The sequence below is a fragment of the Erwinia papayae genome, from assembly GCF_058241465.1.
The window spans coordinates 1,416,075-1,437,698 of the sequence record NZ_JBZCHT010000013.1 but is presented as its reverse complement, the minus strand read 5'-3'; the positions used below and the strand labels follow the sequence as shown (position 1 = coordinate 1,437,698).

The 21,624-nt window shown below is 56.5% G+C and carries 12 protein-coding genes and 3 pseudogenes; 2 read left to right on the top strand and 13 right to left on the bottom strand.

The features are described 5' to 3' along the window. Window positions 1–7 precede the first annotated feature (7 nt). Window positions 8–640 (bottom strand): DNA-3-methyladenine glycosylase I, encoded by a 633-nt coding sequence (locus AC3RPL_RS22875; RefSeq protein ID WP_490741648.1) that lies wholly within the window; start codon window positions 638–640, stop codon window positions 8–10. Between the two features lie 164 nt (window positions 641–804). On the opposite strand from AC3RPL_RS22875, the pseudogene yghU reads away from it, so the two are divergent. Next, window positions 805–1,587, top strand: a pseudogene (yghU, locus tag AC3RPL_RS22870) (glutathione-dependent disulfide-bond oxidoreductase); the annotation flags it as partial. Window positions 1,588–1,685: 98 nt separating this feature from the next. Here the strand turns inward: yghU and AC3RPL_RS22865 are convergent. Next, window positions 1,686–2,873 carry a phenylacetate--CoA ligase family protein gene (locus AC3RPL_RS22865; RefSeq protein ID WP_490741647.1) on the bottom strand — a complete coding sequence of 396 codons (1,188 nt, stop codon included), beginning with the start codon at window positions 2,871–2,873 and terminating at the stop codon, window positions 1,686–1,688. A gap of 503 nt (window positions 2,874–3,376) precedes the next feature. Between AC3RPL_RS22865 and AC3RPL_RS22860 the strand changes: the two genes are divergently transcribed. Continuing rightward, the gene (locus AC3RPL_RS22860) at window positions 3,377–3,808 is read left to right on the top strand and encodes a GNAT family N-acetyltransferase (protein WP_490741646.1); all 432 of its coding nucleotides are present in this window, start codon (window positions 3,377–3,379) and stop codon (window positions 3,806–3,808) included. 633 nt (window positions 3,809–4,441) lie between these two features. Here AC3RPL_RS22860 and AC3RPL_RS22855 read toward each other — a convergent pair. The 11 genes and pseudogenes from AC3RPL_RS22855 to tssF all read right to left on the bottom strand — a co-directional run bounded on the left by AC3RPL_RS22855 (window position 4,442) and on the right by tssF (window position 21,623). Continuing rightward, on the bottom strand, window positions 4,442–4,816 hold the full coding sequence (locus AC3RPL_RS22855) for a UCP019853 family protein (protein WP_490741645.1): 375 nt from the start codon (window positions 4,814–4,816) through the stop codon (window positions 4,442–4,444). Between the two features lie 2 nt (window positions 4,817–4,818). Then, window positions 4,819–9,342: an RHS repeat-associated core domain-containing protein gene (locus AC3RPL_RS22850; protein WP_490741644.1), complete on the bottom strand. Its 4,524-nt coding sequence runs from the start codon at window positions 9,340–9,342 to the stop codon at window positions 4,819–4,821. A gap of 3 nt (window positions 9,343–9,345) precedes the next feature. Then, window positions 9,346–9,777 (bottom strand): DcrB-related protein, encoded by a 432-nt coding sequence (locus AC3RPL_RS22845; protein ID WP_490741643.1) that lies wholly within the window; start codon window positions 9,775–9,777, stop codon window positions 9,346–9,348. Continuing rightward, window positions 9,774–11,705 (bottom strand): type VI secretion system Vgr family protein, encoded by a 1,932-nt coding sequence (locus AC3RPL_RS22840; protein ID WP_490741642.1) that lies wholly within the window; start codon window positions 11,703–11,705, stop codon window positions 9,774–9,776. The genes AC3RPL_RS22845 and AC3RPL_RS22840 overlap by 4 nt, the downstream gene beginning before the upstream one ends. Before the next feature lie 559 nt (window positions 11,706–12,264). Beyond that, the gene (locus tag AC3RPL_RS22835; RefSeq protein ID WP_490741641.1) at window positions 12,265–13,032 is read right to left on the bottom strand and encodes a hypothetical protein; all 768 of its coding nucleotides are present in this window, start codon (window positions 13,030–13,032) and stop codon (window positions 12,265–12,267) included. A gap of 237 nt (window positions 13,033–13,269) precedes the next feature. Beyond that, complete coding sequence (locus tag AC3RPL_RS22830) at window positions 13,270–14,745, bottom strand: serine/threonine protein kinase (RefSeq protein ID WP_490741640.1); 1,476 nt, start codon at window positions 14,743–14,745, stop codon at window positions 13,270–13,272. Window positions 14,746–14,773: 28 nt separating this feature from the next. After that, window positions 14,774–17,389 (bottom strand): annotated as a pseudogene (gene tssH / locus AC3RPL_RS22825) (type VI secretion system ATPase TssH). Window positions 17,390–17,524: 135 nt separating this feature from the next. Then, complete coding sequence (locus AC3RPL_RS22820) at window positions 17,525–17,905, bottom strand: hypothetical protein (RefSeq protein WP_490741639.1); 381 nt, start codon at window positions 17,903–17,905, stop codon at window positions 17,525–17,527. A 1-nt stretch (window position 17,906) separates the two neighbouring features. Then, the gene (locus tag AC3RPL_RS22815; RefSeq protein WP_490741638.1) at window positions 17,907–18,662 is read right to left on the bottom strand and encodes a DUF4225 domain-containing protein; all 756 of its coding nucleotides are present in this window, start codon (window positions 18,660–18,662) and stop codon (window positions 17,907–17,909) included. A gap of 37 nt (window positions 18,663–18,699) precedes the next feature. Continuing rightward, complete coding sequence (tssG, locus tag AC3RPL_RS22810) at window positions 18,700–19,755, bottom strand: type VI secretion system baseplate subunit TssG (RefSeq protein ID WP_490741637.1); 1,056 nt, start codon at window positions 19,753–19,755, stop codon at window positions 18,700–18,702. Beyond that, window positions 19,752–21,623: pseudogene (gene tssF, locus AC3RPL_RS22805) on the bottom strand (type VI secretion system baseplate subunit TssF). The gene tssG and the pseudogene tssF overlap by 4 nt, the downstream one beginning before the upstream one ends. Between the last annotated feature and the right edge of the window lies 1 nt (window position 21,624).

The following is a 21,624-nucleotide window of genomic DNA, read 5'->3' as shown; positions in this document are numbered from 1 at the left end:
ATTCAGTTCAGCGTGGACGAATCAACTGCGCCCGCGCGTTTTCACAGACTTCACGGCAATGGCAGCCGGTGAGATGGTCGTTAATCAATCCGAGTGCCTGCATCAGCGAATAGCAGGTTACCGGTCCCACCCAGCTCCAGCCACGTTTCTTTAACGCTTTGGACATACTTATCGCCTCGGGCGAGGTTTTGGCATTGCGCCACCACGCCAGATCCACCGTGGCAGGACGCTGGCCTGGCTGTGGTTCAAACTGCCAGAACCAGGTCGCCAGCGAACCGGCTTCCGCCACCAGCTCAACCGCCCGACGGGCATTGTTGATTGCCGAGAGGATCTTTGCACGGTTGCGCACAATGCTGCTGTCTGCCATCAACTGCTCAACCTGCTGGTCACCGAACTGCGCCACCCGGTGGAAATCAAAATCGCAAAAAGCGCGGCGAAAACTGTCCCGCTTACGGTATATCAGCTGCCATGACATGCCGGAATGAAACCCTTCGAGGCAGACTTTCTCAAACAATCGCCGGTCATCCACCACCGGCCTGCCCCACTCCTGATCATGGTAATGCGGCATTGAAGGCTGCCAGTAGCAGCATATTTCCCCCTGCTCACTGAGGATCAGTCCGGTCTGGCTCTGTTCATCCATTTGATTTGCTCCACATCAGGGCGGCAGGATTGCTCTGTAAAGATAAACGCGACACGGCTGCCGATGCTATACCTGACATCCAATGTAACAAGCGCGTTTGGTTTTTCACGGCAATCGACGCTACCTTTATTTCAGCGCCTGCATACTAAAAGGAAACTTCATTTATGAGCAATAATGACTACCAGCCAGCAAAAGTCTGGAGTGAAAACAAAGGCCACGGCGGCACCTGGGGCAGCATCAATCGTCCGACCGCCGGTCCGCGTCATCAGACGACGCTGCCGGTTGGCACACATCCTTTACAGCTTTATTCGCTGGGCACGCCTAACGGTCAGAAAGTCACCATTCTGCTGGAGGAGTTGCTGGCGCTGAACGTGCGCGAAGCACAATACGATGCCCATCTGATCCGCATCGGTGAAGGCGATCAGTTTGGCTCCGGCTTTGTGGACATCAACCCAAATTCGAAAATTCCGGCGCTGCTGGATGTCTCCACCACCCCCGCCACCCGCGTGTTTGAGTCCGGGGCTATCCTGCTTTATCTGGCGGAGAAGTATGGTCACTTCCTGCCGAAAGAGGCGGCCGGGCGCACCGAAACGCTGAACTGGCTGTTCTGGTTACAGGGCTCTGCGCCTTACCTTGGCGGCGGATTTGGCCATTTTTATCACTACGCGCCGGTAAAAATTGAGTACGCCATTGACCGCTTTACCATGGAAGCTAAACGTCAGCTTGATGTGCTAAACAGGCAGTTGAGCGAGCATCGTTACATTGCAGGCGAAGAGTACACCATTGCCGATATCGCTATCTGGCCTTGGTTTGGTGGACTGGTGAAAGGGGAACTTTATAATGCGGCAGAGTTTCTCGACGTGGGGTCTTATCAAAACGTTCAACGCTGGGCAGATGAAATTGCTCTGCGTCCGGCCGTCCAGCGTGGCCGGATGGTGAATCGCAGCTAAAACATGCAGCATCCAATCAGATCGGCAGGCTCAGTCATCAGGGGATGCCGCTTTTATGAACTGCACCCGCCTGACTCAGAAGCCAGGCGGTTTTTTTAGCTTCTGCGGTCAATGATGTAGAGCATTTTACCGCGTTCAGACACCGCGTAATCTCTGGCATCCTTCGCCACCACCGACACGCTGCCCTGTGCTTTTTGATAGGCTTCGTTAATATCCGGAATGGCAGCAATCGCGGCTTCAATCCGCTGACGTTCGTCTTCACTGACCTCAGTTGCCGGTACGAAAACGGTCACCAGTTCCTTGCTTTCATCGGTAACGGACAGATGGATCTGAATTTCCAGGCTGCGGTCCAGCGTCTGTTTTATTGCCTGCTGGATAATGCTGAGGCCAATCAGATTGCCCATAAAGTTAAAGCTCATATCCTCTCGCTGGATATCGCTGACGAAAATTTTGTCATCTCGCTGTGACAGCGTTGCGGTGTCACCCAGTCGGTAACGCAGCAACGGCGTGAAGTTCTCACGCGTCAGCGAGGTGATCAGGATGCTGTCCCCTTCCTTTTCAATAAAGTATTTATTGGACAAAAATTCATATTCCGTATGGCTGGCGTTGGCGGTAAAGCCGAGGATCCCGCCTTCGGAACTGCCATAAACGCCGACCAGGGAAACCTGTTCCCCAAAGGCATCGCGGATGATTTTTTTCTGGAATGTTTTTAGTCCTTCACCGTTGAAGACGATTTTTTCGACGGGAACATGCACGCCATGTTGTTGCATCGCATCAATAAATTGCAGGATGGTGGAGGGGACACCGAGCAGCACGTTGAGTTTGATCTCTTTCAGTGCCTCGAAGTGGCTGCGGGTCAGCAGTGTGATATCGCCAACAGACACCACATGCGCACCGCAGTTACCGGCCATCATGGTGGTGATATTGTTCAGCGCGGAAAAAAGGTTAATGGTGAACAGGTTAGCGCAGCGGTCACCGGGTTGGATAAAACCATTACTACGAAAAACATTGGAGCGGGAGCTGTCTTCATCAACTTCACAGTCGTAGTAGTAGTAGCAACGTTTCAGGTTGCCGCTGGTGCCACTGGTGAAGCCAATCAGGCAGTTACGTTTATTTTCCGCCACACAGCGTTCGGTCTGTGCCGTAAAACCGTCTTTATCCATGACCGGCACCCATTTTCTGAAATCCTGATAGGTGAAGCCTCTCAGATCGGCATCCTGGTGCGTTTCTGCCACAATTCCAGCTACTCTCAGCCATTCCTTTTCTACATCGTAGGCACTCATGATAGTTCCTCTATAGCCCATTTTTTGATTACCTGTAAGGCTTACCCAACCGCCAGCGATGACAGGCGGGTGAAGCGTGAGCTATGAGTATCAAAACAAGAATAACGGTTCCTTATAATATAAATCAGATTAATGAATGACAGTTATAATAAGCCGGATGAACATCGCCAAAAGCACTGCTGCGTGGGTATGTGCAGAAATCCGGCACGGCAGAACAGCTGCTTTGCACCGCACTAAATGTATAAAGGATAGTAAGCTTCGCTCTAATTCACCCGGCGTCCAAAGCGTTATCAGGTAAGTTTTTCTCAATATTAAGCAAGGAGGGAAGAGGGCTGGGGTAGCAGAAAAGAATCACAAAATGTGGTGGCCTACTGATGCACCCAGACTGATTTTCAGTGTGACTGTATGCCTGTTAACTATCTGAATTTTTGTCTGAAGCAGACACAGCCTTAAAAATTATATAACCTGCATAGACTTCCAGCCGACTCTGCCGACAAGATTTTATGATAACAAGCTTTGATATTATTCCTGCCACCACAGACGACGCGCCAATGCTGGCAGATATACGCGTTGAGGCTATGCGTCCGAGTCTCGAAGCGTTGAACAGATTTGACCCTGTACGCGCTCGCCAACGATTTCTTTCCGGCTTTGCAAAACAGGAAACCTTTATTATCTGTTGTCAGAATGAGGTGATTGGATTTTATGTCCTGCGGGACTATGTGGATCATCTTTATTTAGATCATTTATATCTTAAAAATAAATTTCAGGGGAAGGGATTTGGAAGAAAGGTTATTGAACACATCCAGAACGTTGCCGTTAATGCTGATAAAGCCATTAAACTGATAGCCCTGAAAAAAAGCCCGGCTAATGATTTCTATATCTCTGCGGGGTTTAATTTTGAGCAAGCGGAAGGTGTGGATAATCACTACATATGACAGATGAATAAAGCTTAAATTCGGGCTATCACAAATGTTTGCCTGCTGCACGAAAAAATTTCCAGCATTACTGATTCCATTCCCGAATTTATCGGCGATTCGGCCGGGTTTATGAACTGCTTCAGGACCGTAAATCTAATTTTTTACCTCTTTTAATGCCCCAGAAGCAGACACCATAGCTCATCCAGCGATGACCATAACTCTCGTCCGTGGTGATGCAAATCTTTCGCCAACCGCTTTCAACAATCCCTTTTCACCACTTACTGTCAGCGTCTTCAGCGGCAGACGCTCATTTTCTGCTATGAACCTGGAACAATAACTGTGCTGTCTCCCAAGGTGATGTATCAATCTCATTCATCACTGCTCAAGTCTTGCTGTTCAGCTTATCTTCTAGCCGTACATTTAATGTTACCATGATGCCTTTTCCGCGATTAGTAAAAAGCCACCTTCATAAAAGGTGGCTTTGATTGCACACCATAGGATGTACTAAAGGCCGAAAAAATAAGACATTGCCTGGTCTGTAACTCTCAAAACCAAAACCTACAGGTAATGACGTCCACAAGACGTGCTTTTAAGCTGGCAATAAAAAATCCGGACATAATTAGTATGATCTCCGACTTTTTTAAAACGACTCTATAAAAATGAGATACTGACTCTATCTGGCTTAAGGGCTACATATTTAGAATTTAGAAACGAAAATTCTTCTATAAAAATTTCGTCCTGAAAAACAACACCATCAGTTATCAATTTATCGCCAGACAAGAAGCCAACTATTTCATAAGAAAATGTCTCACCTACTCTCTCAAAGGATAGATGCATACTGTCTGCCTCATCCAGCAACTCATCATCAAGGAAAGACAAATTAATCTCTACTAAATATGTATTTCCTTCAATTAATGGATATGGAGCACTGTCGATAAAGCAATATATTTCCTTTTCTCCCAGAGATAAAAAAGCCTCCTCTTCAATATCATCACTCAACGATATTAATTTAGCATAATATTTCATATTTATAATCCATCCGCATCTCTAGAAACAATCTTCAGAACAGTATCTTTTGCGTCTCCATTAAGAGTTTTCCAGATATCCTTTCCACTTTTAGTATGTATTGTTGTTATGTAACCTTGCGAGTTAGTGCCAACAAAACCTATTTTTTTTGCACCTTTAGATGTATTACTCATATAGGAAACATACCCAGTTCTTAACTCTCCTTTATAAACATACTGAACTTTATACCCATCCTTAATTATGTCACGCCCTATATTTAAGTACTCTTGTTCAGTCTCCGCTCTAAATTCACCAACATGTTTATTAAAGTGAGAAGTCAATTTATCTTTATCTGCAAATTCAGAACACCTCATCAACCCCAGCGGATCCACCCAAGTCAGCGGGTCTCCGACATACGCATAGGTATTCAACCCCCCCGCCAGCCCTATCGGGTCAGGCTGCGTATAGCGCCCGCCCGCCGGGTCGTAATAGCGGAATAAATTGTAATGAAGCCCCGTCTCCCTGTCCAGGTACTGCCCCTGGAAGCGCAGATTCTGACGCACCTGCCGTAAGTCCGCTGAAGCCGACGAGGTCTCCCGCTCCGTCACACCCCAGGTCGAGAAGCTCCCCCGCCACACCACCCCGCCCGACTCGTCCGTCAGCCGCTGCGGCAGGCCGTTCAGCCCGGTGTGATACCAGTACGTTGTGGCGCTCTCACCCAGCGTATCAACCCGCGCCAGCGGCTCCCAGCCGCCCTCCGCGTACAGGTACTGCGTGCTGCGCTCCGGCGTCGCGCTGCTGCTTTCTCCCACCATCTGCAACCCGCTCCACAGGAAGCGCACCGTCTCGCTTTCGCCCCCGTGCCGATGCAGAATTTTATGCGTCCGCCGCCCCAGCGCATCGTAACGGTAACTTACCTGCTGATACTCCGCATCACCGGCAAAACGCACCGATGACACCCGCTGCTCGTCGTCGTAGCTGAACCACTGCTCCGGCGCGTCCGCCGCGCTCTTCCGCCACGCCACACGACCAAAACCGTCATACGACCACCGCGCCCCCTTCAGACGCTGCAACAGATTCTGCCACACCGTCTGCCCCGGCGCCTCGGTACGGTTGCCCGCGCCGTCCCAGCTGAAATGCTCATCGCCGCCGCCGTGCACCGCCCGCGTCACCTGGCCCGCCGCATCATAGCCAAAACGCTGCCGCCGTGACCATTCCATCTGCTCACTGGCCGGGTCGCGCTGGCTCTCCTGCATCACCTGATCCAGCCGGTCCCAGTTGTAACGGCGTTCAAAAACGATGCCGTTGCGCTGGTCGCTGCCGCTGCTGCGCGATACCACCCGACCCACCGCATCATAACCGGTCTGCTGGCTCAGCGGCCCCTGGCTCCGCACCCGCTCACGGTGCAGCCGGTCGCGCTGAAAGCCCGCTATCTCCCGCAGCTGACCGCCATGACGCAGGTTAATCTGCATCAGATGCCCGGTGCCGTAGCGCAGAAAACTCAGCTCGCGGCCGTCCGGCAGGACGCTGGCACTCAGGTTACCCAGCGCATCATAGCGATGCGACAGCACTCCGCCGTCGTTCTCTTCGCGGATAAGATTCCCCGCCCGGTCGCGGGTAAAACGCAGCATCTCCGCCTGCGGCGCGGCCCCGCCCTCCGACCCTGCACGCTGCCACGCCGCCAGCGTCATCTTCCTGACCTCAACCCTGTCCGCCTGATAGTGATATTCGGTGCGGTGCAACGCGGTGACTTTCGCCGTCAGCCGGTCCAGCACGTCACATTCATAGCCGGTTTGCAGCGGCGCTGGCGCGTCCGTCGCCATCAGCGGATGCTGCGTCACTTCGGCGATCCGCCCCAGCCGGTCATAGCGGTAGTCTTTACGCCGTCCCGCCCAGTCGCTCTGCGCCAGTAAGCGTCGCCCGTTGTCCCACTCAAATCCCCAGCGATCGCCATTGGGGTTAGTAATCTGCGTCAGCCGCCCTGCCCGGTCGTAGCGGTAGCGCGTCATCTGTCCGGCCGGGTCGGTTTCGCTGACCACCTGCCCCCTGGCGTTGTGCGTCACCTTACGCTCGGAAAAGCCGTCGCTGTTCTCCCCCGCCAGCCTGCCCGCCCGGTCGTAGTCATAGCGCGTTTCGCGCCCGTCCGCACGGATCACCGCCTCCAGCCGCCCCGCCGGACTCCACCGCCAGCGCGTGGTGCCGCCCTCCGCATCGGTGGCACCCGTCAGGCGGCCCGCGTCGTCATACTGCCGGTGGCTCTGATAGCCCGCGCAGTCCTCCTCGCGCCGTATCTGTCCCCGTTCGTTCCACCAGAAGCGATGCGTGTTCTCCAGCGCGTCGGTTCGCGTCAGCAGGTCGCCCTGACTGCTCCAGCTGAAGCGCGTGACGCTGCCCAACGGATCGGTCACCGCCACCACATCCCCGGCGGCGTTGTAGTGATATTCCCAGACCGCCCCGTCCGCCAGCACTTCCTTCAGCGGAAAGGCATAAGAGGGATGCCAGGTGGTCAGCGTGGTCTGGCCCGCCGGATCGCGCACCATCGTCAGCCTGCCGCGCTCGTCGTAGCCGTACTCCCACACCCGGTCGCCCGGCGCGTGGATGGCCATCAGCAGATCGGCCTGCGCCGCCCAGCGGTAAGACCAGCGGGCACCGTACATGTCGGTCCAGGCCGTGGGGCGCCCCAGCTCATCCCAGTCGTGCTGCGTACTGCCGCCGGACAGGCAGGTCACCGTCGCGCTGCGCGCCTGTTCATTGGCATCAATGACCCAGTGCTCCAGGCAGCGTGCTTTCTCGTCAAAGACCCGGAACTCCGTCACCCGCCAGTGGCGGGGATCAACCGACGGCTGCCAGTCGTACTCCACCCGCAGCCCGCCCGCGTAGCTGTGCGACGCCATCAGGTCGCTGGCGCGGTCCCAGCCGAAGCGTCGGGTTTCCACGCCGTCAGCGTCATGCACCGCCGTCAGCTGCCCCTGCGGGCTGTAGTCGTAACGCACCAGCAGACGCCGCTCATCCCCCACCTGCTGATGCACCGCCGCCAGCCGTCCGTGCCGCGGCTCATAGCTCAGCCACACCGCCAGCGCTTCGTTATCACCGGCGATACTTTCCAGCTGTCCCGCCGCGTTCCAGCCAAAGTGCTGGCAGTTCTCGTGGCGATCGTAAATGCGGGTAATGCGCCATTCCCCCTCGCGCGTCGGGTCGGCCTCGTACAGGTGGAATTCGCCCCCGGCGGTCTGCATCAGCATCACGCCCTGAAGGCTGTAACAGAGGGTGAAGCCCTCTTCATCAAAGTGCACCACGTCACCCGGCACAACTTCGCCCAGCCCCAGCAGCTGACCGCTGAGGTCGCGCCAGAAAAACGCCGTCACGCCCCTGTCATCGCGGGTGCGGATCAGGCGCGTTTCAAACGGCAGCATCCAGCCGGTGCCCAGCAGGCCATCGGCCGGGTTGCGGCTGTGATAAACGCGCTGCCAGTACAGCGGGATGCGGTCTTCCAGTACGAAGTCCAGCTCCTCCTCGCCGGCAAGAAATTTGGCCCCGGTGGCGTAGTGAACCGGGAAGACGCTCTGCACCGCCTCCGCCGCAATGCCCCCGGCCACCTCGCTGCCCACCACCGAGCCGAGGCTACAGGCGATTTGCTTCAGCGCCCGACGCGAGGCGATGCGGCTGAACAGCTGTTCCACCAGCTTCGCCCCCTGCTTCGCCGCACCGCCGCCCAGCAACCCGCCCACCAGGCCGCCGACAAAGTACGCCAGCGCGTTTTTCCCGCTGCGGATGTCGCGCACCACCACGCTGTCCCCGCCGATGTTGACGCGCGGGTTTTCCGCCACCTCGATTTTCGCCTCGCAGGTGCTGCGGTCGACGTTGCGCGCCGCCGGGTGGCCGTTGATCAGCACTTTTTTCGAGCCTTCCGCGAGGAAGTTGGCGTTCTCCGCCATGTGCCCTTTACTGCACTCCACGGTGTCTTTATCGGCCGGCGTGGCCCGGGGGCTGGCGCTGGCTACCGTTGGCTGCACCATGTCGTCATACAGACGGGTGAAAAAGTGCTTCACCGACTGGCCGTCAATCTGGCTGACTTTATCCGCCAGCGCGCTGGCCGTGGCGCCGGGATGGCTGACCGCGCTGGCGATACCCGCCGCCATCGCCAGCGCGATATCGACAAAGCCCGGCTCCGCATACGCGGCGGGGTTATTCAGCCAGTCGCTGTCAACGGTGCCCGCCGCGCGGGCGGCCCGTTTGCCCATAATATGAACGTTGTCAGAGCCACTGGAAATGATGGCATCCGGTGGCCCGCGCATACCCAGGGTGTCGAGCAGGCCGTCTACCGCCTCCCCCGCCATATTGCCCAGCTTTTCCGGGATGCCGGAGATCATCGCCCCCGCAAACAGGGCGACGCCGACGGCAATACCGACGCCGGTGCTGGAGATCATGCCGGCCCCCAGCAGGATGCCGCCATAAATAGCGCCCTCCACCAGCCCGCTGACAAAATCAACCAGTATGGAACTGTGGACAAGCGGGTCATGTTCGCGGGCAGCGGTCAGTGAGGACATAATTCAGGCCTCCCGTGACGCGGCGGGAATGAAGCCGTCTTTAATCTGCTGCCAGACCGCCAGCGAGGCGGCATCAAAGCTGGCTGCGCGGCTGAAGGTCAGCGCCATCAGGTGCGTGGCGGTCATCAGCACCAGCAGTTTTTGCACCACCAGCACCCCCTGGTTTTCGAAACGCATCGCCACTTCCCTTGCGGGAATGCCACCAAACTGCGTATCTTCCGGCGCTTCCGCTGAAAATTTCTTCATATCGCGTTTTACTTTCGCCAGCTGCTGTTGCAGATACGCCTCCTGCTGCCCGGCCTCGACTTCCCAGGCGCGGGTCACCACCAGCGTGGATCGCGTGGCGGGCAGGCGCAGCAGGGTGACACTCTGATCCTGCACCGCTTCCGGCAGGGCCAGTGCGCCTTCTGATAACGGAAAACTGATGGCTGTCATGTACTGCTTCCTCCATCCTTAAAGGTATTGTTTACGGCGCTGGTAATCTGGGCCGGGGTGGGCTCTGCGGGTGGTGGCGTTGCCGGGGTACTGATATTGAGATCCAGCGTGCCGCCGGTATTGATTTGCCCCTGCGAGGTGGCATTAATTTCGAAGTTTTTACATTGCAGCGAGATGGTGCCGTTGTTGTTAAGCGTCATCACGCTGTCACCGGCAACCAGACGGATCCCCTGTGCGGAAGAGTGCACAATCGCCCCCTGGACTTTCATCACGTAATCGCCGCCCACCAGTTCGTTACGGGACCACTGCGTTTGCTGATCGTAACTGCCGCTGACCGTGCTGTTATACGATTTTTCTATCGCGATGGTCTGATTGCCGCCCACCGAGCGGGTTTCATCGTTCTTGACGTGGGTGTCCATGTTCTTCTGCGCCTGGATCCACAGCTGCTCCTCACCCGCCTTGTCCTCAAAGCGCAGCGCGTTCGCCGTCTCCGACGAACCGTCCTTGCTCCGGCTCAGAAACCCCATCTGCGTCGCCGCTGCCGGCAGCGCCCACGGCGGCATATTCCCGTCGTTGTACACCCGCCCCGTCACGATGGGTCGGTCCGGGTCGCCGTTGATAAAGTCAACAACCACCTCATCCCCCACCCGCGGGATTTGCACACCGCCGAATCCCTGGCCCGCCCACGCGCTTGACACCCGCACCCAGCACGAGCTCGTGTCGTCACCCTTCGCCAGACGGTCCCAGTGGAACTTCACCTTGATGCGCCCGTATTTGTCCGTCCAGATTGACTCCCCCTTCGGGCCCACCACCTTCGCCGTCTGCGGGCCGTGCGTCCTCGGCCACGCCGTCTCCGGCGGCGTTCGGTACGTCACCGTCGACGGAATAACCGCAAAACCAATGCTGTGCCGCGTGCTCCCCTCGCTGCCCGTCGCGTAGCTGTTCTCCTCGAAGTCGTAGGTCGCCTCCGTCGTCAGATACTCGCCGTTGTCGCTGAAGAACGGCGCGTTGCTCAGCGTGAAGGTGTTGCCCGGCGCCAGGCCAATCGCCGTCCCCGTCCCGCTTATCTGCTGGTGCTCCACCTGCCACACCTCCTGACGGATTTTCGCGTAAAACTCACCGTGGTCGTGCTCCACAAAACGTCCCGGCCAGTCGTACACGTCTATCTGCCCCGGCGACGGCGACGCCGGGTTCTGCCGCGCCTGTAACATCCACGCGTTCGGCTTGCGGAAGTCGTAGTCGTCCGTGCTGTAAATTCCCGGCGTCACCTGGTCACGCAGTTCCCACAGGCTGATGCCCTCTTCGCTGGTGCTCCCGCCCGACGGCGTCACGTGATACGGAATGCTCTCGTACCCCGCAAACGGCTGGTGCTGCTGCGCGCTGTCCATCAGCACCAGCGTGTGTTTGTCCTGCTCGTGACGGAAGAAGAAGTAAATCCCCTCCAGCTCCATCAGCCGCCGGATAAAATCGAAGCTGCTCTCCTGGTACTGTACGCAGTACTCCCACACCCGGTAGCTCCCCGTCAGCCGGTCCTCCACGCTCACGTTGTACTCGCCCAGCAGCGTCTTCACCGTCGCCGGTATCGTCTGGCTCTGGAAAATACGCAGGTTGCGGTCACGCTTCATCGGCCACACGTCCGGCTCCATCACCACGCTGTACACCGCGTAGCGCGTCCCGTTCAGCTCCTGACTGTGCACACCCACCCGGGTGATTTTGCCGTTCAGCCAGCGCGTGCCTCCCGACAGCAGGCCCTGCGTCGGGATGGCCACGCTTATCGGCTGGCCCAGCAGCGATTTACGGTCAATGCGCGCGTCGGTGCTCAGCAGCTGCACGGTGATTTCAAAGGCCTCGGACAGCGCCTCGCGGCCGTTCAGTTTCCAGAACAGCAGGCCGTCTGTCGGCAGATGTACGGTGATACGTGAGAACATAGTCATTTCCTGGACTGGCTGAACCGGCAGCGTCATATCTGACGGACAGATAAACAGAGTGTTGAAAATAAGGTCATTGCTGTTTTTTTAATTAAATAATATTAAGAGCCTGTCCCGCCAGGCGTTATTATCGCAGCCAGTCCGGACACTGACAGCGCAGAAACCAGAGCGTAAACGGTTTAATAATTTGCAGTTCATTTTCCCGCAATTTTATTTACTTGAAAATCATTAAGAAGAGATACTTTGCAAAGTCATTTAAACACTTCACCAGACGATGGCGAAAACACCTCACAAAAAATTCAAGGCGTTGCGGCTACAGGTAAATCCGGCCTGCACCTTTGCTATTCTGCCAGATAATTAATGAAAGACATCTGCAATGATGGCATCCGTTCTGTAATGGCTTTGCCATAAAAATAATCAACCGGACAAAAAATAAAAAATATCTAAAATTGCATCGTTATAAAAAACTGGATTTTATCCAAGTTTAATTATTGCATATTGCTGTGTACCTGGTATTTCTGAAGCACGTCTTAAAATAAAGCACCTGTTAATTTCGAGCTTAACTTTCCGCTGCTATAGTTAAAGGCATCCAGTGGTCGCCAGCGTCCGAATTAAACGGGTTTCCCTCTGCATTGTAGATTTCTATCGATTGAGGCGTGACCGATTCTCTGGTCATCAGTCCCCTGCCTTCTGCCATATCCTGTTCCAGATGGTTGATGACACTGCGCTTTACCCTGAGCACCCGGCAATGTATCGCTCCGCCATGATGCCCGGTGTAATCGGGGTAACAGGTGGCCGCATTCTTTGATTCAAAAAAATAAATATGATTAGCCGTTTCCTTTTCCTCAATCGCGTATTCCAGCCGGACAATTTCTCTGGCAAACCGGCACAAATCATGCTGTGGGTTGCGCTTTAATAAGTCACTCGCTAACTCGCCTGAACGCTGTCTTAGCTGCGAAAAGTTCATGGCCGGTGTTGTCCCGGCAACTTTAGTAAAGTGTTGCTCGTAAAAATGCGTTTCAAAGTTGCTGAGAAATATATAAGCATCATCTCGCTCCAGACTGTCATTCAGCGAAATACCTGTGAACATATAATTTTTATTTTCAATTTGTTCTTTGCTGTAGCCATTTTTTAGCGCGCGGGAAAACGGCACGGTGAGTTTTGACTGAACTTTCGCTTCTAAATTTTTGTCACCTTCACTGGCGAAAGCACCTTCTCGCCGGGCAACCGATGTTCCCGACGAGCGTGCGGCGGGCACCAGACCTTGTGTTTTAATATAGTCAAATGCAACACGTCGTTTAGTAATATGGTAAACGTACTCATTCATTAGTTATTACCTTATCAGTTATGAAATTAACCTGGTTAGGGCGATAGCTCACCGGCGGTGATGACCGCTTTATTGTCACAGCTGAGATCGGTTTCGTCTGCCGGGCAGATCAGACGGAAAACCCTATACTGATTTATTTCCTGACGTGTGCCGCCACAATATTGTGGCGAAAATAATTTCACTGCGGCGCCTGATATCGCCGCAGCTATCTTTTTAGTGATTATTACGCCCGGTCATCTAGCTTTGTGGATTGAGCAGCCACACGCCTTCTTTATCGACGGTAATGCTCTGCTCACGGGTATGGCCGTTGTTGCTGATGCTGAAGCGGTAATCACCCGGCGGCAGTTGCAACATCGCAAAACCGTTGGGTGCCGGGACCAGCGCCTGTGGGCTGCCATTCATCGCCACGTCATCACCGGGTTGCAGGCGGATATACACCTGGGCGACCGGGGCTGGCGGCGGCGGGGCGGCGGCCGGTTCACTGTGCTGCGTTGTCGCGGGGTCAGAGGTGGCGCTGGCCGTCGCGGTTGGCGGCGGTGTGGCGACCGGCGTGGACGTCGCCGCGTTGGATGCAGACGCACTTTGTTCAGGCGTGGTGGCGGCGCTTTGTGCTGGCGTATCGCTGCCACCACCGGCAATCATTGCCCCAACGCCAACGCCCACCAGCACCCCGGCGGCAATCAGCCCGGGCACCAGGAAACGCTTCAGCGGCGTGACCGGCGATGTCGCCGTTGCGGTGTCGGCCTCAGCCCCGACCGGCACCAGCATGGTGCCCGGCCCGCTGACCTTCACTTCGTGGATCTCGTTGATATCGGTCGGTGACAGCTCCATCAGCGCCGCCAGCTGATCGACCGTCTGTGGACGATCTTCCGGTTGCAGTTGCAGCGCCTGATCGATGGCATGCAGCAGTGGCAGCGAGTAACCCGCCGGGCGCAGTTTCACCAGCGGCTGATAGTTATCTTCAATACTGCGCACCACGCTGACCGGCGGTGGAGAGCCGACAATCAGCGTGTGCAGCACCGCGCCCAGCGCATAGATATCGGTCCAGGTTCCCTGCTCGCTCTCGTTGTCGTCACTGTACTGCTCAATCGGCGCAAAACCCGGCTTGAGCATGGTTTCAGTTTCGTCAGAAAGATTGCCAATCGCCTTACGCGCCGAACCAAAGTCCAGCAGCACCGGCACGCCGTTCTCCTGGATCTGGATGTTATCCAGCGAGATATCGCGGTGCAGATATCCTTCCTGATGGATGGTGTTGATGGCACCAAACAGCGGCGGCAGCAGGCAGCGGATCCAGGCTTCGCTGATCATTTCCGGGCGGCTGAGATGCAGCTGCGACAGCGTGGTCCCGGTGTAGAATGCGGTGCCCATATAGGCGGTGTCGTTCTGCACCCAGAAACGCAGGACGTGCAGCAGGTTAGGATGGTTAAAACGGGCCAGCAGCCGCGCTTCCTGAATAAAGCTGTTCAGCCCGGCGTGAAACGTTTTGCTGAAGCGTTCGCTGCGCAGCACCAGGGTTAGATCATCGCTGCGCACCGCAAGCGACGCAGGCATAAACTCTTTGATAGCAATAGTGCGCTCAAGCTGATGGTCCCAGGCCCGGTAGACTATGCCAAAGCCGCCGCCACCAATCACTTCCCTGATTTCAAACTCGTTAAAGCGGTAACCCACCGGCAAAGCGTTGGGGATCGTCCGCGGAGTATCGTGTTCTGACATAATGGACAACTCTCTGATAGTGATGGCGTTAAGCCTCAAACTGACACTGGAATTCACCCTGGTGCAGGGTCACACGCAGGCGGCGATACTGCTCATCGCGCGCGCTGGCGCTGAGCAGCATCTGGCTCATTTGCGGCAGCAGGGTATTGGTAAGAATGGCATCGACCATACGGCCACCGGATTCGACCTCGGTGCAGCGCTGCACGATCTGCGCGATCACGCTGTCGTCCACCTCGGAGATGATGCCGTGATTTTGCTCCAGGCGAACCTGAATGCGTTTCAGTTGCAGGCGCACGATGCTGGCCAGCATCTCGTCGCTGAGCGGATAGTAAGGCACCACCAGCAGACGGCCTAACAATGCGGGCGGAAACACCTCCAGCAACGGGGGACGCAACGCCGTCGCCAGCGCCTCCGGTTCCGGGATCAGATCCGGATCGGCACACATGGCGCTGATCAACTGGGTTCCCACGTTGGACGTCAGGATAATCAGCGTGTTACGGAAATCGATATGCCGTCCTTCACCATCTTCCATCCAGCCTTTATCGAACACCTGGAAGAAGATCTCATGCACATCCGGGTGCGCCTTTTCGATCTCATCCAGCAGCACCACGCTGTAAGGGCGACGACGCACCGCTTCCGTCAGCACGCCGCCTTCACCATAGCCGACATAGCCCGGAGGCGCGCCCTTCAGCGTGGACACGGTATGCGCTTCCTGAAACTCGCTCATATTGATGGTGATGATATTTTGTTCGCCGCCGTAGAGGGTTTCCGCCAGCGCCAGCGCGGTTTCCGTTTTACCCACGCCGGACGGCCCGCAGAGCATAAAGACCCCCACCGGCTTGTTGGGATCGTCCAGCCGTGCGCGAGACGTCCGCACCCTTTTGGCAATCAGATCCAGCCCGTGACGCTGACCGATTACCCGCTCATTCAGCGTATCAGCCAGTTTCAGCACGGCGTCGATTTCGTTTTTCACCATGCGGCCCAGCGGGATGCCGGTCCAGTCAGAGACGACGGCCGCTACCACGTTGGCATCCACGGCGGCAAACAGCAGCGGCGCTTCACCCTGTAACGTTTTCAGCTGCTGCTGGCGGTCGGCCAGGGCCTGATGGAGAGCGACCACCTCTGCATCTTCGTTATCATGCAGCTGGGCACGCAGGCTGATTATCTCATCCACCAGTGTGCGTTCGGCCTGCCAGCGGGCGCTCAGCTCGTCGCGCTGTTGCGCCAGCTCCGCCAGCTGCCTGTCCAGTTTTTCCACCCGATCCGCATCGCCAATCGCCACTCAGGCTTCACGTCCGGCGATCTCTTTCTCAATCTCCAGCGCGTGGATACGGTGCAGGCAATCCTCCAGCTGGGGCGGCTGCGCGCTCTGGCTGACCGCGACGCGGGCGCAGGCGGTATCCAGCAACGCCACGGCTTTATCCGGCAGCTGACGGGCGGGAATGTAGCGGTGCGACAGCTTCACGGCGGCGGCTACCGCTGCATCGAGCAGCAGCACCCGGTGATGTTTTTCCAGCGGGCTGACGGTGCTGCGCAGCATCAGCAGCGCTTTTTCTTCGTCCGGCTCCGCCACCTGAACAGTCTGGAAACGACGCGTCAGTGCAGGATCTTTCTCGATATACTTTTTGTATTCGGCCCAGGTGGTCGCCCCGATGGTGCGCAGTTGGCCCCGCGCCAGCGCAGGCTTCAGCAGGTTGGCAGCGTCGCCGGTTCCCTGTTGTCCACCGGCCCCGACCAGGGTGTGAATTTCGTCGATAAACAGAATGATCGGCGTCGGGCTGGACTGGACTTCGTTGATCAGCGCCTGAAGACGCGCCTCAAATTCCCCTTTCATCCCGGCACCCGCCTGCAACATGCCGATGTCCAGCAGCCACAGTTGGACATTTTGCAGCGGCTCCGGCACATCGCCCGCCGCCAGGCGCAGGGCCAGCCCCTCCACCACCGCCGTTTTCCCCACGCCCGCTTCACCGGTCAGCAGCGGGTTGTTCTGACGGCGACGCATCAGAATATCGACCATCTGGCGGATCTCTTCGTCGCGTCCTGCCACCGGGTCAATTTTGCCTTCACGGGCGCGGGCGGTCAGGTCCTGGGCATATTGCGCCAGCGTGCCTTTCTGCTGCGGCATCAATGCCTGGCTGTCGGTCGGCGCTGAAGTGACCTGCTGTGCCTCTTTGCTGTTAGCGAGGATGCTGTCGAACTGTTCCAGCAGCGTATCGGTGTTGATACGGCCAAACTCAGCAGAAATGCCTTTCAGCAGGTTAGCGAGGTTAAAGGTTTTCAGCATCCCGGCCAGCAGATGGCCGCCACGGATCTGCTGTACGCCAAACTTCAGCGAGCCATACACCCAGGCACGCTCCACCGCGCTGTCGATATGTTCCGACAAGTCAGATACCGCACTGGCCCCACGCGGCAGGCGATCCAGCGCGGCGGTCATATCCCTCGTCAGCGCCGTTTCATCCAGTGAAAAATAGCGGATCAGCTGTTGTAGATCGCCGTCCTGATGCTGCATCAGCTGATGCAGCCAGTGCACCAGCTCAACATAAGGGTTGCCACGCAGCTTACAAAAGGCGGTGGCACTTTCCAGCGAGGTAAATAACAGCGTATCCAGTTTGCCGAATAACACGGCACGGCTGATCTCTGACATGGTTTTTCTCAGTGGTAGTGATGCTGTTGATAAAAGGGGATACCCCATCAGGTCGGATATGTCCGGCTGACGGGGCAAAGCCTGAGGGAAGCAAATTTAAAACCTGGACTGCCAGGCTGTTAATTAAAGGCAATACTATTCTGGTGTTGTCGTGTCGTACGGGTTTTCACTGTTTTCTTTGGTTTCTGTTTTCTTTGCCGTTATCGCTTTCCACTCAGCCATAAACAGCGTATAGACAAGAAAAAATGCAATGGCGGAGTAACGAACGGCGACTTCATCATTCCATGCGGGATAATTAAAAAAGTGATAAAGGCCATCCACACCATTTACAGCGAGACGCAGTTGAATGAAGGCAAATATATAAACAACCAGGGTTTTAACCACAGACTTACCGCGAAAATGTAGATATTTCCCTGAACTAAGCAGATACAAGGGAATAAGCAGCAACAGAGATACAATAAAATAACCCAGTGTGACCAGCCAGCTACTGTCGGTTATGGTGACTTCGCTGTACATTTTATTTCCTCCCTACTGAATAAATATCCGTTAATGTATTCACATCTCCGAGTATTTCTGCGCGAAGAGGAATCGCCCCCATTTCCTTCCAGCCGCGAATATAGTCCGTATTAATATGTCTGAAGAGGCGAAAGGTATCGGCTCTTAAAACCGACCTTGTCAGGCCATAGCCGGATAAACTGATATCAACAATGCCGTAAGCCATATCCGCCTGATTATCGCTGTATCCCAGTTGCCGGGCTATTGCACGATAAGCCTGTCGCGTGTAGCCCGCCAGGCCCTTGCGGTACAGCAGATAATAACCGTTTTCATAAACATTATTGATTCCATGAACCGCCAGTGGCGCACCGTATGCCGCACAAAGACTACCCAAAGAAGCGGCACAGATACCAAACCCGCCAAAAACCTGAATTCCTCCACCGACAAATCCAACCTGTTTAAGCACCAGCTTTGTCAGTCGGCCCGCCTGCTGCTTCTCTACCGCAGCATACTGCACTATGCTGCCTGCCATCAGCTGGAACTGCTGCTGACGCAGATACGCCGTCTCTTCATTAAGGATTTTCACCGCGCCGCCTGGCGACATACAGTTGCTGCTGACCTCGCGGGTAATGCCGTTAATTAATGCGTTAATCTCGTTGAAAAAATCACTTCGTGACCGCCCGGAAGGCAGATAGCGATAGGCTGTAGCGTTGCTGACTTCATGCAGTTGCTTAATCGCTCTCTGTAAATCCTCGTTTCTGACCGTTGCAGTAAACATGACATCTCCCTGTTATGTTTATTAAAAAAGCAACGCATCATATCCCGATACGCTCTGCCGGTTCCGGGCTGAAGATCAAATCTTTCCGCGGCTGCGGCTGCGCCGGACTGCCCAGCCAGCTGCTGTATCCCAGCCGCGCTGCCCCCCCGAGGGTGACGCCTTTAACCTCTTCCGCCGCCAGCGTCAGGCGAACATCCCAGACAAACTCGATACCCAGATACTGCCGCACCCAGTCGCGTAGCTGCTCCGCCCACGGCTGTCCGGGCAGAAAACGGTTGTAGCTCTCCAACGACAGCGGCCCCAGCTCAATACGGAATTTGTGCTGCACATCGCGCACCGCCACGCCCAGAAAGGCCGATTCCCCCAGTCTGGGCATCCCTCTGCCTGCTCCCAGTCGCGCACGTTCCCGCGTGTCCACCGGCTGCCAGTGCGGCAGGTTTTCCACAAGCGTCACCGGCACCCTGAAGTAATGGCTGAGGATCTTCTGTAGCCCTTCCGCATCGCGCCCGTGGCGGGTCAGATGCCCTGCCACCGCGTAGCGCGCATGGTCACTCAGGCTGCCTTTTTCCAGCTGACCGGGCTGCCCCATGCCGATCAGGCTGGCAAGGTAGCGTTCGAAATGGTGATTATCTTCCCTGTCCAGTGAAACCGTAGGCTGCGCATCGGCCCAGGCGCGGTAAAACAGCAGCGTCAGACGATGATGAAACAGGTCGGCAAAAGCGGTAAGACTGTTGTCCTGATGATGATAGATCCGTTCACGGGCATATTCGGTCAGATGGGTCGGCAGCGGGCCATTAGGGCCAAACAGCCCAAAACTGGTGATAGTGACCTCATGCAGCGGGCTGTCTTCACGCTCTGCCGCTGCCGCCAGCGTGGAGGGCGCGAAGGCCAGCGACGGTGCCTGGCCGATACGCAACGGCTCATAACGCGGCAAGGGCGCACGCCCCAGCGGATAACGCTCGCCGCCCTGGGCGTCCAGCTTGCGCAACAGTTGGAACAGATCGTAACGCCACGGTGCCTGCACCACACCGGGCCAGAAGCTGTCAGGCAGCCGGTGCAGCGCCCGCACCACCAGACTGGTCTCTTCACTCATATCAGCGCCCTTTTCCCCATGCGCGGCGGCCAGTAACCCACCTCACCGCGCTGCTGGCTGGTCAGCGTCATTTCGGTAAAGGTGTTCATCGCCACCAGTCGGGAAAATACCCGCTCCAGCACGCTGCCCAGCAGCCACGGGCTGGAGCCGGAGAACGCCTGCTCATCCACGTTCAGCTCAATACCGATGCCACGGGCAAAAACCACCGGGCCGGGTTCCGGCACGCGGCGATATACCGCTTTCAGCTGACAGTGGCGAATGCCCTCAATCTGTCTGGCCACCGGCGCTTCCGCCAGGTTGGCGTACAACCCCAGTAGCTGACGCAGAGCCGATGCCCCCTGGCCGTCATCCCCGTCCATCAGGCTGAGATAGTTCATTTGCAGATGACTGACCAGCCGCCAGGTGGTCAGCCCCTCTGCCAGCGCGGTACGCGGCGGCGTCGGCCCTTTACGCAGCTTAAGCTCACCGACCGGCACGGAGTCCGGCATCAGGAAATTGCCCTGGTCCTGTTGCAGCAACATCAGCGGCAGATCGCGGCTGGTACACATCACCTCCGCCGTCAGATGGCGCAGTTCGTTGTCCCACGGGGAATGGCGCTCATCCACCAGCGAAAGGAACACTTCAGAGCCGATATAGCCGGTGCGCGTCCCAAAGCGCTGGGCATGTTCAGACAGCGTGCGCTGTTCACGACGTAGCTAGAAATAGGCACCGTAATCCCCTTCGTCGCGGCTGAAAGTGCTCCAGAACGGACGGAACAGCTGTTCCCCCTTGCCGCCGCTGGCATACAGCTTGCGGACCGAGAAAATTTCGTAGTCCAGTGGGCGGATGTTATCCACCACCAGATGGTATTCATGCAGGCTGTCGCTGATTTTCTGCCGCTCCGCTACCTTCGGAAACAGGTTAATCACCGGGGTACAGTGCAGCGCCAGATGGCTTTTATCCACCACCCGCTCCAGCGCCGCATCGACCTTATCCAGCAGCAGCACAATTTCAAAAGCTTTCACGCCCGGCGCACATTTGCCGGGCAGCTCAGCCAGCTGGTTGATGCTGATAAACTGGAAGCGGGCCGGAAAAGCAAAATACTCCTGCAACAGACGGTAGCCGTCAAAGTTGCGCAGATCGTCCGGCAGCATCGCCTGATCCGCAGCAAACCCTTCCTGCTTCAGGGCCTCATCACCCAGCACCATCCGCTGGGGATGCGCTTCCACGGTCTGACAGAAACTGCCAACCGTGTGCTGCATAATCAGCTCCAGCAGTTGCTGGGCCTGGATATCCGGACCGCTGAGGAAAAACATCAGCTGGTCAAAGGTAAGATGGCTCAGCGCCACGTCGTTAAAACACTCCAGACGGATGCGCAGCGCGCTGACTGCCCCCCGTTGCGCCAGCCCCAGTGGGCTGAGCGGAATATCCGCCGGAACGCCGCCCAGCTCAACATGGCTGATGCGCAGCGGCTGCAACATCACATCGTGAGCGGTGGTGTAACTACAGGTGACGCCGCTTTTCTTCAACGTCTGGCTGTCCATCATGGTGCCTCGCGGCACCAGAAAGCCGCTGCTGATGTCGCCTTTTTTGCTGTCCGGATGCAGCTCGGCAATCGCCATCGACGGCGTGGGTGCCAGGTAATTAGGGGCGATCATCTCCAGCAGGCGCTGGGAGAAGCGCGGAAACTCCGCATCCATTTTCAGCTGCACGCGGGAGGTCAGAAAAGCGAATCCCTCCATCAGCCGCTCGACATACGGGTCGGCCACTTCAATGCCGCGCATCCCCAGTCGTCCGGCGACTTTCGGATAGCGTCCGGCAAACTCAGCGCCCATCTCGCGCAGGTACGCCAGTTCGCGGTTGTAATATTCGAGCAGTTTGCTGTCCATA

Bases quoted from the DNA above. Each gene is read 5' to 3' on its own strand.
- AC3RPL_RS22875 (WP_490741648.1), bottom strand. From the start codon at position 640: ATGGATGAACAGAGCCAGACCGGACTGATCCTCAGTGAGCAGGGGGAA.
- AC3RPL_RS22860 (WP_490741646.1), top strand. From the start codon at position 3,377: ATGATAACAAGCTTTGATATTATTCCTGCCACCACAGACGACGCGCCA.
- AC3RPL_RS22840 (WP_490741642.1), bottom strand. From the start codon at position 11,705: ATGTTCTCACGTATCACCGTACATCTGCCGACAGACGGCCTGCTGTTC.
- AC3RPL_RS22830 (WP_490741640.1), bottom strand. From the start codon at position 14,745: ATGTCAGAACACGATACTCCGCGGACGATCCCCAACGCTTTGCCGGTG.
- tssG (WP_490741637.1), bottom strand. From the start codon at position 19,755: ATGAGTGAAGAGACCAGTCTGGTGGTGCGGGCGCTGCACCGGCTGCCT.
- AC3RPL_RS22865 (WP_490741647.1), bottom strand. From the start codon at position 2,873: ATGAGTGCCTACGATGTAGAAAAGGAATGGCTGAGAGTAGCTGGAATT.
- AC3RPL_RS22845 (WP_490741643.1), bottom strand. From the start codon at position 9,777: ATGACAGCCATCAGTTTTCCGTTATCAGAAGGCGCACTGGCCCTGCCG.
- AC3RPL_RS22850 (WP_490741644.1), bottom strand. From the start codon at position 9,342: ATGTCCTCACTGACCGCTGCCCGCGAACATGACCCGCTTGTCCACAGT.
- AC3RPL_RS22815 (WP_490741638.1), bottom strand. From the start codon at position 18,662: ATGTTTACTGCAACGGTCAGAAACGAGGATTTACAGAGAGCGATTAAG.
- AC3RPL_RS22835 (WP_490741641.1), bottom strand. From the start codon at position 13,032: ATGAATGAGTACGTTTACCATATTACTAAACGACGTGTTGCATTTGAC.
- AC3RPL_RS22855 (WP_490741645.1), bottom strand. From the start codon at position 4,816: ATGAAATATTATGCTAAATTAATATCGTTGAGTGATGATATTGAAGAG.
- AC3RPL_RS22820 (WP_490741639.1), bottom strand. From the start codon at position 17,905: ATGTACAGCGAAGTCACCATAACCGACAGTAGCTGGCTGGTCACACTG.